Genomic DNA, 13574 nt, shown 5'->3' with positions numbered 1-13574 from the left:
TTAGAATACCGGCCTGTCACGCCGGGGGTCGCGGGTTCGAGTCCCGTCCGCTCCGCCACTAATTTGAAGGCCTTCCCGATTGGGAAGGCCTTTTTGCTATGGGCAGTTTTGCCCATAAGTCCCACAGATTTGTACGCAAGAACCAACACAAAGCCCGGTTTCATAACCGGGCTTTTGTATTTTTAGTGCGTTATATCGCCAATGTCAGGCTTTTACCTGTCGGAAGAATGGCCAGATAGCCGATTATTTCCACCATTTTCGGGCTATCTCAGAGTCTTATCAGTTTCATTTACTGCCATTTGAACGACTCTGCAGGTGGTCAAATCAGCCTTCTGCCGCCTGCTGACTACAGGGCAGTTCCATATTGACCACCCCCTCTTCCATCTGGACGTCGATCTTGAAGCCAAGCCGTTTGGCGAGGTTGACCATGCCGCGATTGCTGGGCATGGTCATGCCGGAGAGCTGGCCAATCCCCTGCTCGCTGGCGTAGCGGATGATCTTCTCCATCATCAGTTTGCCGAGCCCCAGTCCTTTCAGGTCGGAACGAACCAGAATGGCAAATTCGGCATCGCTGAGATCCGGCGTCGAGATGGCGCGCACCACCCCGAGAATCTGATCTTTGCGCTCCCCATCCTGCCCTACGGCAACAAACGCCATTTCTCGGTCGTAATCGATCTGGGTCATGCGGGCCAGCTCCTCATGACCCAGCTCACCCACGTCGGCGAAGAAGCGTTTGTACCTGTCTTCATCGGAGACCTGCAGCACGAACTGCTTGTGAGCCGGTTCATCTTCCGGCCGGATCGGGCGCAGCAGGATATGGCGCTGATCTTTAAGCCAAGCACCTTCTTCCAGCTCGGTAGGATAGGGGCGGATCGCCAGTAGGTTGCTGGCCGGGATGGCGGGGTCAGCCAGCGTGAGGCTGGCATCCAGCACCACCATTTCGGTACCGCACGCTTGTAGCGGGTGCAGGTCCAGTTCCTGAATCTCAGGAAAGGCGAGCAATAGCTCGGAGAGCTGGCAGAGCACTTGACCGAGGGCATCGATATCCAGTCGTTCCGGTGTGGCCTGTTCACGGATCTTGCGGCTCTTGAGGGCTCCGATGATCTGGTAACGAGCCAGTGCCTGATTGAGCGGTGGCAAGGCAGCCACCATCTCCTGCGGTTCCGCACCCGACTCACCCAGCAGAATGACGGGGCCAAAGATGGCGTCTTGCTGGATCCGTACCCGCAGCTCGAGGCCGCCGCTGCGGCGAGCCATGCGTTGCACCAGCAAGCCTTCGATGCGGGCGCCCGGATCATGCTGTTTGACCCTGTCCAGAATGGCATCTGCGGCTTGCGCCACTTCGGCCGAGGTGCGCAGATTGAGCACCACACCGTGTACGGCAGACTTGTGCAGGATATCGGGCGAGCGCAGTTTTACCGCCACCGGGTAGCCGATCTGCTCGGCTGTGAGGGTCGCCTCGATGGCGTCGGTGACGATCCAGGTTGGCAGGGTCGAGAGACCTGCGGCTTGCAAAATCGGGTGTACCAGATGAGTATCCAGCCTCAGTTGCTTGCGCTCCTGCGCCTGACGGATCAGTTGCTGGCAGAGCTCGATATTGAGCTGGTTGCCATGCAGGGAGGCGGGGGTCTCCATCAGCTGCTTCTGGTTGCGGCGGTACTCCACCATATGCATGAAGGCTGCCATGGCGCTTTCCGGGGTACGGTAGGTCGGGATGCCCGCTTCGGTAAAGAGCTTGCGCCCCTCCTGCGCCGAGTACTCGCCTGCCCAGTTGGTAAGAATATTGAAACGGCGAGCTTTGGGGTGCTGTTTCAGGTGGGCTATAAGGTGGCTGGCCAGCGGTGCGCTGGGGGCCGTGAGCGAGGGGGCGTGGATGATCAGGATGGCGTCGATACCATCCTCCTGCAACACGCTGTCCAACGCCTCCTGATAGGTGGCGATGGTGGCATCGCTGCCGATATCGAGCGGCGGGCGAGCCAGTTTGCCGCCCCGCTCCAGCAGCACATCCACCGCCATATTGGCCAGCCCGCGGCCATTGGAGATGATGGCGAGCCGCTCCCCCTTTAGGGCCATGGAGTGGCTCAAGGTTTCTACCGCGGCGAATAGTTCGTGGGTATCCCGCACCCGCAACATGCCGGCGCGGCGGATGGCGGCGTCATAGACGTTGTCGAGGCCGTGGGCCGGATCGTGGCGTCCGCTTTTCAGTACCAGGATCGGTTTGTTGCGCGAAGCGGCGCGCGCCGCCGAGAGAAAATGGCGGGCATCGTGCAGCTTGTCCATGTAGAGCAGGATGGCGCGGGTGACGCTGTCGCGGGAGAGTTGATCCAGCAGCTGGCCGAAGTCGATGTCGCAGTGATCGCCAAGGGAGATAAAGGCAGAGAATCCCAGCTCATGCTGCTTGGCCCAGTCGAGAATGGTGGTGCTGACCGCAGCAGACTGGGAGAGAAAGGCGACCTGCCCGGGCTTGGCGGCAATCGGTGAAAAGCTGGCATTGAGCCCCTGACCGGGCAGCAGCATCCCCATACTGTTGGGGCCGAGCAGGCGAATGCCATATTGCTTGCAGAGCCGTTTCAGCTCCTGCCGCTCATCTTGTGAAAAATCGGCGGCGAGGATGATGGCTGCGCCTGTTCCCTTCTGGCCGAGCGCCTCCAGCAGGGGGATGACCCGCTCCCGGCGAGTGCAGATGATGGCGAGATCCGGAGCCAGTGGCAGGCTGGCAATATCGGGATAGGCCAGCACGCCGGCCACCGCCTTGCTGCGCGGGGTGACTGGCAGGATGGGCCCTTTGAAGTGACCCGCCAGCAGGTGGCGCACGATCACATGACCCGCCTTGAGCGGGTCGGTCGAGGCGCCGATCACGGCGATTGAGTGGGGTTTGAACAGCCGATCCAGACCGCTTGCTTTCATGGGCACTCCCGACAAAAGGGGGAAGATACCAGTCTAATATGCCTTTGCTGCGGGTTCTGTGACCGGATCCTGATCACCGTTTTTTCAGGGCATTGGCACGCAGATAAAAGCGCAGTTCGCCTTGCACCCGGCGAATGGCTCCCAGGTGGCGTTCCTGCAGATAGATATCCTGCTCCCGATCGAGCGCCGTACTGGGCACGCCCATGCTCTGCAGATACTCGTCAAACAGGGTTGAACCCTTGATCTCTACCAGATGCTGTTTCATGGCTCTCCTCCCTGCGCCTTGGCGTTTGTTGATGAACGCCCAGTCTGCGATGACCTGCCGGGTTTGCCTATTGTCACTTTTGACACGAGATTTGACACGAGAGCGCTCAAACATCTTTCAGAGAGGGCGTCGTTGAGGCGCTGGCTGACGTTATAGTATGGCGAGGAGCACGAGGCACGGATGGTGCGCAGGATGATCAGACTCTGGTGGTGGTGCATGGCACTATGGACGGTTGGCGTATCGGCAGCCGAGCAGCCTATCCGCGCCTGGAATCTGCTGCTGGATCATCCCAACCCCGCCGTCGTCCAGTTGCTGCGCCTCTCCCTCGATCTCACCGTGCCCGAATATGGCCCCTACCAGCTGGTCTCCAGCCCGCAGATGGAGCAGGGGCGGGCGGTGAAGGAGCTGCGTAGCGGCGAGCTGGTTCAGGTCGGTGTCTTTGCCCCCGATGGTGAGCGAGAGCGGGAGTTGCTGGCAATCCACATTCCGCTGGCCAAGGGGCTGCTGGGGTGGCGGGTGTGTCTGGTTCGGCAGGGGGATGAGGGGCGTTTTGCCGCGATCGGATCGTTGGCGGACTGGCATCGCGCCGGGCTCTCCATCGGCCAGCACAGATCCTGGCCAGACACCCAGTTGCTGCGGGCTAACGGCCTCAAGGTGACGGTGGGCAATCTTTATGAGGCGCTCTTCAACATGCTGCGCAAGAAGCGCTTTGACTGCTTCCTGCGCTCGGTCATCGAGGTCGAGGATGAGCTAAGGCAGCATCCCGATCTCGCCATCGAGCCCCATCTGGTGTTTCGCTATCCGCTGGCGCTGCTCTTCTTTGTTTCGCCCAAATATCCGGAGCTGGCGCAGCGCATCGAGCTTGGCCTGCTGCGGGCGCGGCAGTCTGGTGCTTTTGACCGGGTCTTTGAAGAGGGATTTGGCAGCACCATTCGGCGGTTGAAACTGGATGAGCGGGTGCGCCTCGAGTTGCACAACCCCGACTTGCCGCAGCCCAGTCGCGTCATGATGGTCGATCCGGCCCTTATCTATAATCCGGTGTCAGCGCAGTGAGCCCTGATTCTGCGCGGTATCCCAGAAGGCGCGGATCAGCGGCTCCTCCAGCCGCTTCTTGAGCACCCCGATCCCCACATCAAATGGCTTGAAGGCGGGCTTGAGGTCGATGATCCGCACCTTGTCGCCGAGCGGGCTATGGTCGATCACCGCCGCCGGCACCAGCCCCACGCCACAACCGAGCGCCACCATGGCGACGATCCCCTCGTTACCCGCCACTTCGGCGTAGATGTTGGGGGCGATCCCCTTGTTGCGAAACCACTGATCGCTGCGTTTGCGGGCCAAGCCCTGCTCGGAGAGGATGACTGGCAGCTGCTCCCAATCAGGTTCTCCCTGACGGAACCACTGGTTCAGTTGCGGGGCGTTGCGCGGCGCGATAAAGACCAGCGGCACCTGCTGCAGGCTGGCGAACTCCAGCTTGGCGGGCAGGGCATCGGGACGGGCGGCGATGGCGAGATCGGCTTCATCGGCCAGGATCTTGTCCACCGCCAGCGCCGGGTCACCGGTCTCCAGCTTGATCTCCAGCTGGGGGTAGCGGCGGCGAAAGCGCTCCAGTACCTCGGGCAGCAGAAAGTAGCTGGCAGTGACTGAGCAGAAGACCCGCAGACGACCTTGCAGCGGCTCGTCGCTGCGTTTGAGCTCCTGTTTGAGCTGGCGCCACTCCTGCAACAGGCCCCCGCCGAATTCGCGCAGCTTCTCACCGGCGGGGGTGAGCCGCACCGAGCGGTTGTCCCGCTCGAACAGGATGCAGCCTGTCTCCTGCTCCAGCCGCTGGATGGCGCGGCTTAGGGTGGAAGGGCTGACCGCCATGGCATCGGCGCTTTTGCCGAAATGAAGGGAGTCGGCGAGGTGGAGAAACAGCTCGAGATTGCGAAGGTCCATCTTTCAGCTCCTGGCGCGGCATATGTGCCCGATATCCAGCGGTTGGCGGCTTGTTTCTGCCATCTCGCGGTACATTCAGCAGGCAATTATGAAGGGGGATCGTTTCAGTTATTGCAACGTACTATTTCGAATATATCAGTTCAGGCAATAAGTGTCCCGCGCTATAGTGGTTCAGACAACGCCGCTATCCGGCATGGAATCAATCGAACGGAGCAATCACCATGGCTAACTATTTCAACACCTTGAACCTGCGTCAGCAGTTGGCCCAGCTGGGCAAGTGTCGTTTCATGCAGCGCGAAGAGTTCGCGGACGGCTGCAACGTGCTGAAGGGCAAAAAGGTGGTGATTGTGGGCTGTGGTGCCCAGGGTCTGAACCAGGGTCTGAACATGCGCGACTCCGGGCTGGATATCTCCTACGCCCTGCGCAAGGCTGCCATCACCGAGAAGCGCGCCTCCTGGCAGAAAGCCAACGACAACGGCTTCGCGGTCGGTACCTATGAAGAGCTGATCCCGACCGCCGATCTGGTGCTGAACCTGACTCCGGACAAGCAGCACTCTGACGTGGTGAAAACCGTGATGCCGCTGATGAAGCAGGGCGCCGCGCTGGGCTACTCCCACGGCTTCAACGTGGTGGAAGAGGGTCAGCAGATCCGCTCCGATATCACAGTCGTGATGGTGGCGCCCAAGTGCCCGGGTACCGAAGTGCGTGAGGAGTACAAGCGCGGTTTCGGCGTACCGACCCTGATCGCCGTTCACCCGGAAAATGACCCGAAAGGCGAAGGTATGGCCATCGCCAAGGCGTGGGCCTCTGCCACCGGCGGCGACCGTGCCGGGGTGTTGGAATCCTCCTTCGTGGCGGAAGTGAAATCCGACCTGATGGGCGAGCAGACCATCCTCTGCGGCATGCTGCAGGCTGGTTCCCTGCTCTGCTACGACAAGCTGGTTGCCGAAGGCACAGACCCGGCCTACGCCGGCAAGCTGATCCAGTTCGGCTGGGAGACCATCACCGAAGCCCTGAAACAGGGTGGCATCAGCCTGATGATGGATCGCCTCTCCAACCCTGCAAAGCTGCGCGCCTTCGAGCTCTCCGAGCAGCTCAAGACCCTGATGCGCCCGCTGTTCGAGAAGCACATGGACGACATCATCGCCGGTGATTTCTCCCGCGGCATGATGGCCGACTGGGCCGAAGACGATGCCAAGCTGTTCGGCTGGCGCGAAGAGACCGGTAAATCCGCCTTCGAAAACGCCCCGGCGTTCGCTGGCAAGATTGCCGAGCAGGAGTACTTCGACAATGGCGTGGTGATGGTGGCCATGGTCAAGGCGGGTGTCGAGCTGGCGTTCGAGACCATGGTGGCTTCCGGTATCTACGAGGAGTCTGCCTACTACGAATCCCTGCACGAGTTGCCGCTGATCGCCAACACCGTTGCCCGCAAGCGTCTGTACGAGATGAACGTGGTCATCTCCGATACCGCCGAGTACGGAAACTACCTGTTCGCCAACGCCGCTGTGCCCTTGCTGCGCGAGCGCTTCATGCCGACCCTGAAGGCGGGCGATCTGGGTGCCAGCAAGGCGGAAGGGCAGAGCGTGGATAACCTGGCGCTGCTGGCGGCCAACGAAGCGACCCGCAACCACCCGATCGAAAAAATCGGCCAGGTACTGCGCGGTTACATGAAGGACATGAAACGCATCGCCGTTGGCGGTTAAGTCTGCATCGGGCAGGATGATGAAGGGGGGGGATGACGATCCCCGTCGCCGGTCGGACTGGACACCCGCTCGGCCAGCCAGAAAACTCAGCCTGACAGTCATAAAAAAGCCCCGCTCATCGAGCGGGGCTTTTGCATTCAGAAAGGCTGGATAAATCAGGCTTTCCACGCTTTCCAGGTGTTGATCAGACCGTTGGTGGAGCAGTCGTGGCTGGTGACAGCCTCGTTGTTGCCCAGCTCCGGCAGGATCTTGTTGGCCAGCTGTTTGCCCAGCTCCACACCCCACTGGTCGAAGCTGAAGATGTTCCAGATTGCGCCCTGTACGAAGATCTTGTGTTCGTACATGGCGATCAGGGCACCCAGGGTTTTCGGGGTCAGGCTCTTGAACAGAATGGAGTTGGTCGGGCGGTTGCCTTCGAACACCTTGAACGGCACCAGATCCTTGACCTGCTCCAGGGTTTTGCCAGCAGCCAGGAACTCGGCTTCAACCTCTTCCTTGCTCTTGCCGAAGGCCAGTGCCTCGGTCTGGGCGAAGAAGTTGGCCAGCAGTTTCGGGTGGTGGTCACCGATCGGGTTGTGGCTGATGGCCGGTGCCAGGAAATCACAGGGGATCAGCTTGGTGCCTTGGTGGATCAGCTGGTAGAAGGCGTGCTGGCCGTTGGTGCCCGGCTCACCCCAGATGATGGGGCCAGTCTGGTAGTCAACCGGCTTGCCGTTGCGATCCACGTACTTGCCGTTGGATTCCATGTTGCCTTGCTGGAAGTAGGCAGGGAAGCGGTGCATGTACTGGTCGTACGGCAGAATGGCTTCGGACTCGGCACCGTAGAAGTTGTTGTACCACAGGCCGATCAGCGCCAGCAGCACCGGCACGTTCTGCTCATAGGAGGCAGTGGCGAAGTGCATGTCCATCTCGAAGGCGCCTTGCAGCAGGGCTTCGAAGTTCTCGAAACCGACAGACAGGGCGATGGGCATGCCGATGGCAGACCAGGAGGAGTAGCGGCCGCCAACCCAGTCCCAGAACTCGAACATATTGTTGGTGTCGATGCCGAACTCGGCCACGGCCTTGCCGTTGGTGGAGAGGGCTGCGAAGTGCTTGGCAACGTGGGCCTTGTCACCGGCGATATTGATGAACCAGTCGCGGGCGGTCAGGGCGTTGGTCATGGTCTCCTGGGTGGTGAAGGTCTTGGAGGCCACCAGGAACAGAGTGGTTTCCGGATCGATCTTCTTCAGGGTCTCGGCGATGTGGGTGCCATCGACGTTGGAGACGAAGTGCATCTGCAGGTGGTTTTTGTAGGGACGCAGTGCCTCGGTGATCATCACCGGGCCGAGATCGGAGCCACCGATACCGATGTTGACCACGTGCTGGATCGCTTTGCCGGTGTAGCCTTTCCACTCGCCGGAGATGACCTTCTCGCAGAAGCCCTTCATCTTGGCCAGTACAGCGTTCACTTCAGGCATCACATCCTTGCCGTCGCACTCGATGGGGCGGTCGGAGCGGTTGCGCAGGGCCACGTGCAGTACGGAGCGGCCTTCGGTCATGTTGATCTTGTCGCCATTGAACATGGCATCGATCGCGCTGCGAAGATCGGTCTCTTTGGCCAGATCAACCAGCAACTTGAGGGTTTCTTCGGTGATCAGGTTCTTCGAGTAATCAACCAGGATGTCGCCGCCGAAGGTAAGGGAAAACTTGTCAAAGCGCTTCGGGTCATGCGCGAACAGATCCTTGAGTCGGGTCTCTTTGTTTGCTGCAAAGTGGGCTTCCAGTGCCTGCCAGGCCTGGGTTTGGGTTGGATTGATATTTTTCATAGGATTCCTGAAATGCCAAGTTGTGTTTGAACCTTGCAGGCAAGGTCCCGCCAAACCTTATTATCCGAGCATTATAGCGAGCCGATCGGGCGGCCCGTGTAACAGATTTTTACCGATTGTCTTTTACCGCAATGGGTCACTGCCGGGAGCATACAACCAGAACATTGGGATTATGTGTCACGAAAGCAAGGCGGATCTTGCGCTTGCTCATGATTGGGGCCACCCCGATAGCCTGAAATTGTTTTCATCCGGTTGGCGTGGTTATGCACCGACATGGCCATGGGCTGGGGCCAGAAACGACAATGCCAGCCCGAAGGCTGGCATTGTCTGTTGCAGCAGAACCGCGATCACGCCTGCGTTTTTTGCATGTGCATCACCATCTGCGGGAAGGGGATCTCGATGCCTTCGGCATCAAAGGTCAGTTTCACCTTCTCGTGGAAGTCGAACCAGACACCCCAGTAGTCAGCGGTTTTCACCCAGGGGCGCACCACGATATTGACCGAGGAGTCGGCCAGCGCGGCAACGGCGATGGTGGCTGCCGGATCTTTCAGGATGCGCGGCTCTTCGCTTACCAGACGCTCGAGGATCTGTTTGGCCTTGCGCAGGTCAGAGCCGTAGCCGATGCCAAAGGTCATGTCGACGCGGCGGGTATCCATACGCGAGTAGTTGACGATGGTGCCGTTGAGGATGGCGGAGTTCGGGACTACCACCATCTTGTTGTCACCGGAGGTGAGGGTAGTGGTAAAGAGCTGAACGGACTGCACCACACCCGCAGTGCCTGCCACTTCGATAAACTCGCCCGCCTTGATGGGGCGGAAGATGATCAGCAGGAAGCCGGCAGCGAAGTTGGAGAGCGAGCCTTGCAGCGCCAGACCGATGGCCAGACCGGCGGCACCGATAATGGCGACGAAGGAGGCTGTCTGCACGCCGACACGGCCCAGCGCAGCGATCACTACGAACACCAGAATGGCGTATTTGAGGATGCTGCCGACGAAGTGGGTGACTGTGGTGTCCAGCTTGCGGGCCTGCATCACCTTGACCACGCCACCGCTGATGAGGTTGGCGGCGATATAGCCGACCAGCAGGGTCAGCAGGGCGGCGGCGATATTGACGCCGTATTCGATCAGCAGTCCCTGATTATTGACCAGCCAGGTCTGCGCTTCGGTAATGATTTCGGGTTCCATAGGATGTCCTGTCAGGTTCTAAAAGGTTTATGGTGGATAAATCTAACACCGCAGCGCGACAGTACGGGTCGCATCTGGTACTTCTTTTCTGCCATAAAAACCTGACACAAAAAAGAAGGGAGGCCAAAGCCTCCCTTCTTTTTGCTGAATGATGCGAAAAAACCATCAGCTCTGCAGCAGCTGGCTGCGGATAAATTGCCACTGATCTTCGAAACCTGCGGTCGGCTTGAGCTTGAACTCGGAGCGCACGAACTGGCTGATGCGACCTTCGGTGTAGGCCAGCAGCAGATTGGCCAACATGGTCTCGTCGAGCTGGAAGCCCTGCCCCTCGCGCAGCCGCTTCTCGCGCAGCACCTGTTTGATCTGGGTCTCCAGCTTGTCGAACAGGATGCTGATGCGATCCCGCAGCCGATCGTGCTCACCCAGCAGGGCGTCGCCGTTGAGGATACGGGTGATGCCGGGATTGCGCTCGGCGAACACCAGCAGCAGCTGCAGGATGTGGTGGCAGCGTGCCATGGTGTCCTTCTCTTCCGCCATGATCAGATTGACCCGTGACAGCAGGGAATCCTCGATAAAGTCGATCAGCCCCTCGAACATCCGCGCCTTGCTGGGAAAATGTCGATAGAGGGCTGCTTCAGAGACGCCGACCTCGGCCGCCAGACGGGCCGTGGTGATGCGCTGACCCGGACTGGTTTCCAGCATATGGGCGAGCGCCTGCAGGATCTGATCGCGCCGACTCTGTTTCTGATTACTGCTTGCCATGGATTCCCCTAAAAAAAACAATGGCTTGATTCTATTATTAGGCACCGCCCATCGGGCTGGTGTGGTCTGTTATTGGCGACCAGAAGAACCAAAACCGCCTTCACCCCGTTCGCTCTGATTGAACTCATCGACCAGTTGGAAGCTGGCCTGAACCACCGGCATGATCACCAGCTGGGCGATGCGCTCGCCGGGTTGCATGGTGAACTCATCTTTGCCGCGGTTCCAGACCGATACCATCAGCTGACCCTGGTAATCGGAATCGATCAGACCGACCAGGTTGCCCAGCACGATGCCGTGCTTATGGCCGAGGCCGGAGCGGGGCAGGATGGTGGCACACAGACCCGGATCCTGGATGTGAATGGCCAGACCGGTCGGCACCAGGGTGGTATCACCCGGAGCCAGAGTCAGCGGCACATCCAGCAGTGCGCGCAGATCCATGCCGGCAGAGCCCGGTGTGGCGTAGGCGGGCAGCGGGAACTCGGTACCGATACGGGCATCCAGAATCTTCAGTTCAATTTGTGTAGTCATGAATCGCTTTTTCAGTTGGATCTTGTATTGGCGCCCCTCTTGGCAAGGGCGGGGCGCCGTGAGTTTTGTTCTTTCGGGACGCTCAGTGCCGGTAGTGGCGGGCAATCAGGGCGATCAGGTGACGGGCCAGCGTCAGCTTGTCGGCCAGCGGCAGCGGGGCCTGGCCCCCTTGCCAGAACACGGTCAGGGCGTTGTCATCGGCGTTGAAGCCTTGCCCCTCGCGGGACACATCGTTGGCGGCGATCATGTCCAGCCGCTTACGCTGCAACTTGTCGAGGGCGTATTGTTCCACATCCACGGTTTCGGCGGCAAATCCGACGGTGAAGGGTTTGTCTGAAAGGGCACCGACGGCCGCGATGATGTCGGGGTTTTTCACCAGCTTCACCACCATCTGGTCGTTGTCGCCGGTTTTCTTGATCTTCTGGCTGGCGACCTGCTCGGGGCGATAGTCGGCCACCGCCGCGCAGCCGATGAAGAGGTCGCACTCGCCGACCCGGCTCATCACCGCCTGATGCATCTGCTCCGCGCTCTCCACATCGACACGGGTCACGCCCGCAGGCGTAGCTAGCGTCACCGGACCGCTCACCAGCGTCACTTCGGCGCCCGCTTCACGGGCAGCTCGGGCGATGGCGTAGCCCATCTTGCCGGAGCTGTGGTTGCTGATGTAGCGCACCGGATCGAGCGCCTCGCGGGTTGGCCCTGCGGTGAGCAACAGCTTGACGCCTGCCAGCAAGGGCTCGGCGGCCAGCTGCTGACAGCAGCGATCCACCAGTTCGAGGGGATCCAGCATCCGCCCCGGGCCCACATCGCCACAGGCCTGGCTGCCAGCATCCGGCCCCCACAGCAGGATGCCGCGGCTGGCCAGGGTCTTGAGGTTGGCCTGGGTGGCGGCGTTGAGATACATCTGCTGGTTCATGGCTGGTGCCAGCGCGACCGGTGCCGGAGTGGCCAGACAGAGGGTGGTCAGCAGTTCGTCGGCCATGCCGGCCGCCATACGGGCCATCAGGTTGGCGCTGGCGGGGGCGATCAGTACCAAATCGGCCCACTTGGCCAGTTCGATATGGCCCATGCCCGCTTCGGCAGAGGGATCCAGCAGGCTGTAGGCCACCGGATGACCGGAGACCGCCTGCAGGGTCAGCGGGGTGATGAACTCCTTGGCGGAGCGGGTCATCACCACCCGCACTTCGGCGCCCTGATCTTTCAGGCGGCGTACCAGCTCGGCACTCTTGTAGGCGGCGATCCCGCCACTGACACCCAACAGGATGCGTTTATCGGCCAATCTCATCTGCTGTTTCTCTATCCGGCTCATTCTGACTGGTCGGCTAAGATACCACAGGCAATGGATGACGACAGGGGTTGGCATCAAGGGGTGTGGTCGGGCGCGCGCAATTTTTTGCTATGTTTTTTCTCAACAGGGATGAGGGAGAGACAAATGAGCATCAAAGAGTGGCCGGAAGATGAACGCCCCAGAGAGAAGTTGCTGCGTCAGGGGCCTGCGGCGCTCTCCGATGCCGAGCTGCTCGCCATCTTTCTGCGCACTGGCGTCAATGGCCTGAGTGCAGTGGATCTTTCACGTAATCTATTGAATCAATTCGGCTCTTTGCGCAGCTTGCTGGGCGCGGATCAACGGGCATTCTGCGAGGCGCACGGCCTTGGCCCGGCCAAATATGCCCAGTTGCAGGCGGTGCTGGAGATGGCCAGACGCCATCTGGCCGAGCAGTTGCAACGGGGCGATGCACTCACCTCGCCCCAGCTGACCCGGGACTATCTGCAGGCCCAGCTGCGGGATCGGCCGAGGGAAGTGTTTGCCCTGCTGTTGCTCGACAATCAGCACAGAGTCATTCAATTTGTTGAGCTTTTTTTCGGCACCATCGACTCGGCGAGCGTCTGGCCAAGAGAAATCGTGCAGATCGCGCTCAAACATAATGCAGCCGCGGTGATTCTGGCGCATAATCACCCGTCCGGCGTCGCCGAGCCCAGTAGGGCCGACCGCCAGATCACGGATCGGATCACGGCCGCTTTGGCCCTGATCGATATCAGAGTGCTGGATCACTTGGTGATCGGTGATGGCATCACGGTTTCTTTTGCCGAGCGCGGTTGGCTATAACTGTGCTCTGGCACCGTATTAGTTGATCTTTGATCACGGATGCTGTATAAAATGCCGCCTTCTGTTTGCCCCGCAATCGAAGGCCAGCGGGGCAGATATTTGCTCGAGCAATGAAGTAAGATTTGGAGAGACTGACATGTCTAGAGTATGCCAAGTAACCGGCAAGCGCCCGGCAGTTGGTAACAACCGTTCGCACGCTAACAACGCCACCAAGCGTCGTTTCCTGCCGAACCTGCACACTCACCGTTTCTGGGTTGAGAGTGAAAAACGCTTCGTAAGCCTGCGCGTATCCGCAAAAGGCATGCGTATCATCGACAAGCGTGGCGTTGAAGTGGTTCTGGCTGAACTGCGCGCCAGCGGTGTTAAGGTATAAGGAAT

Annotated in this window: 12 protein-coding genes; 4 read left to right on the top strand and 8 right to left on the bottom strand. The window is 60.0% G+C overall.

The genetic code is table 11. The features are described 5' to 3' along the window. Positions 1-324 precede the first annotated feature (324 nt). Positions 325-2907 carry a bifunctional acetate--CoA ligase family protein/GNAT family N-acetyltransferase gene (locus OKB77_RS22710; RefSeq protein WP_199416326.1) on the bottom strand — a complete coding sequence of 861 codons (2583 nt, stop codon included), beginning with the start codon at positions 2905-2907 and terminating at the stop codon, positions 325-327. A 73-nt stretch (positions 2908-2980) separates the two neighbouring features. Further along, positions 2981-3172 (bottom strand): hypothetical protein, encoded by a 192-nt coding sequence (locus OKB77_RS22705; RefSeq protein ID WP_150390070.1) that lies wholly within the window; start codon positions 3170-3172, stop codon positions 2981-2983. 192 nt (positions 3173-3364) lie between these two features. Here OKB77_RS22705 and OKB77_RS22700 point away from each other — a divergent pair, with 192 nt between their 5' ends. Beyond that, positions 3365-4225, top strand: coding sequence for a hypothetical protein (locus tag OKB77_RS22700; protein WP_064339020.1), 861 nt, complete (start codon positions 3365-3367; stop codon positions 4223-4225). Here the strand turns inward: OKB77_RS22700 and ilvY are convergent. Then, the gene (ilvY, locus tag OKB77_RS22695) at positions 4214-5107 is read right to left on the bottom strand and encodes an HTH-type transcriptional activator IlvY (RefSeq protein ID WP_040069423.1); all 894 of its coding nucleotides are present in this window, start codon (positions 5105-5107) and stop codon (positions 4214-4216) included. The two genes, OKB77_RS22700 and ilvY, sit on opposite strands and share 12 nt — an antisense overlap. A gap of 221 nt (positions 5108-5328) precedes the next feature. Between ilvY and ilvC the strand changes: the two genes are divergently transcribed. Next, complete coding sequence (gene ilvC / locus OKB77_RS22690) at positions 5329-6810, top strand: ketol-acid reductoisomerase (RefSeq protein ID WP_199416325.1); 1482 nt, start codon at positions 5329-5331, stop codon at positions 6808-6810. A gap of 155 nt (positions 6811-6965) precedes the next feature. Here the strand turns inward: ilvC and pgi are convergent, their stop codons facing one another. The 5 genes from pgi to coaBC form a co-directional block, all read right to left on the bottom strand. Beyond that, positions 6966-8615 carry a glucose-6-phosphate isomerase gene (gene pgi, locus OKB77_RS22685; RefSeq protein ID WP_270818554.1) on the bottom strand — a complete coding sequence of 550 codons (1650 nt, stop codon included), beginning with the start codon at positions 8613-8615 and terminating at the stop codon, positions 6966-6968. Between the two features lie 347 nt (positions 8616-8962). Next, the gene (locus tag OKB77_RS22680) at positions 8963-9799 is read right to left on the bottom strand and encodes a mechanosensitive ion channel domain-containing protein (protein ID WP_088868140.1); all 837 of its coding nucleotides are present in this window, start codon (positions 9797-9799) and stop codon (positions 8963-8965) included. 165 nt (positions 9800-9964) lie between these two features. Next, entirely contained in the window at positions 9965-10561 is a 597-nt protein-coding gene (slmA, locus tag OKB77_RS22675; protein WP_005339495.1) for a nucleoid occlusion factor SlmA, read from the bottom strand. A gap of 69 nt (positions 10562-10630) precedes the next feature. Continuing rightward, entirely contained in the window at positions 10631-11089 is a 459-nt protein-coding gene (gene dut, locus OKB77_RS22670; RefSeq protein ID WP_199416324.1) for a dUTP diphosphatase, read from the bottom strand. A gap of 82 nt (positions 11090-11171) precedes the next feature. Continuing rightward, the gene (gene coaBC, locus OKB77_RS22665; protein ID WP_150390072.1) at positions 11172-12374 is read right to left on the bottom strand and encodes a bifunctional phosphopantothenoylcysteine decarboxylase/phosphopantothenate--cysteine ligase CoaBC; all 1203 of its coding nucleotides are present in this window, start codon (positions 12372-12374) and stop codon (positions 11172-11174) included. Positions 12375-12521: 147 nt separating this feature from the next. Here coaBC and radC point away from each other — a divergent pair, with 147 nt between their 5' ends. Together radC and rpmB are read left to right on the top strand one after the other, a co-directional pair. Then, on the top strand, positions 12522-13196 hold the full coding sequence (radC, locus tag OKB77_RS22660; RefSeq protein ID WP_005339502.1) for a RadC family protein: 675 nt from the start codon (positions 12522-12524) through the stop codon (positions 13194-13196). 136 nt (positions 13197-13332) lie between these two features. Continuing rightward, a complete protein-coding gene (rpmB, locus tag OKB77_RS22655; RefSeq protein WP_005307492.1) occupies positions 13333-13569 on the top strand; it encodes a 50S ribosomal protein L28 in 237 nt (78 codons plus the stop codon). Positions 13570-13574 lie beyond the last annotated feature (5 nt).

The sequence above is a fragment of the Aeromonas sp. Y318-3 genome, from assembly GCF_027706185.1.
GTDB lineage: Bacteria > Pseudomonadota > Gammaproteobacteria > Enterobacterales > Aeromonadaceae > Aeromonas > Aeromonas veronii.
This window is presented reverse-complemented; position numbering and strand designations above follow the sequence as displayed.

Coding starts and splice junctions, on each gene's coding strand:
- OKB77_RS22710 (WP_199416326.1), bottom strand. CDS start 2,907: ATGAAAGCAAGCGGTCTGGATCGGCTGTTCAAACCCCACTCAATCGCC.
- OKB77_RS22705 (WP_150390070.1), bottom strand. CDS start 3,172: ATGAAACAGCATCTGGTAGAGATCAAGGGTTCAACCCTGTTTGACGAG.
- OKB77_RS22700 (WP_064339020.1), top strand. CDS start 3,365: ATGATCAGACTCTGGTGGTGGTGCATGGCACTATGGACGGTTGGCGTA.
- ilvY (WP_040069423.1), bottom strand. CDS start 5,107: ATGGACCTTCGCAATCTCGAGCTGTTTCTCCACCTCGCCGACTCCCTT.
- ilvC (WP_199416325.1), top strand. CDS start 5,329: ATGGCTAACTATTTCAACACCTTGAACCTGCGTCAGCAGTTGGCCCAG.
- pgi (WP_270818554.1), bottom strand. CDS start 8,615: ATGAAAAATATCAATCCAACCCAAACCCAGGCCTGGCAGGCACTGGAA.
- OKB77_RS22680 (WP_088868140.1), bottom strand. CDS start 9,799: ATGGAACCCGAAATCATTACCGAAGCGCAGACCTGGCTGGTCAATAAT.
- slmA (WP_005339495.1), bottom strand. CDS start 10,561: ATGGCAAGCAGTAATCAGAAACAGAGTCGGCGCGATCAGATCCTGCAG.
- dut (WP_199416324.1), bottom strand. CDS start 11,089: ATGACTACACAAATTGAACTGAAGATTCTGGATGCCCGTATCGGTACC.
- coaBC (WP_150390072.1), bottom strand. CDS start 12,374: ATGAGATTGGCCGATAAACGCATCCTGTTGGGTGTCAGTGGCGGGATC.
- radC (WP_005339502.1), top strand. CDS start 12,522: ATGAGCATCAAAGAGTGGCCGGAAGATGAACGCCCCAGAGAGAAGTTG.
- rpmB (WP_005307492.1), top strand. CDS start 13,333: ATGTCTAGAGTATGCCAAGTAACCGGCAAGCGCCCGGCAGTTGGTAAC.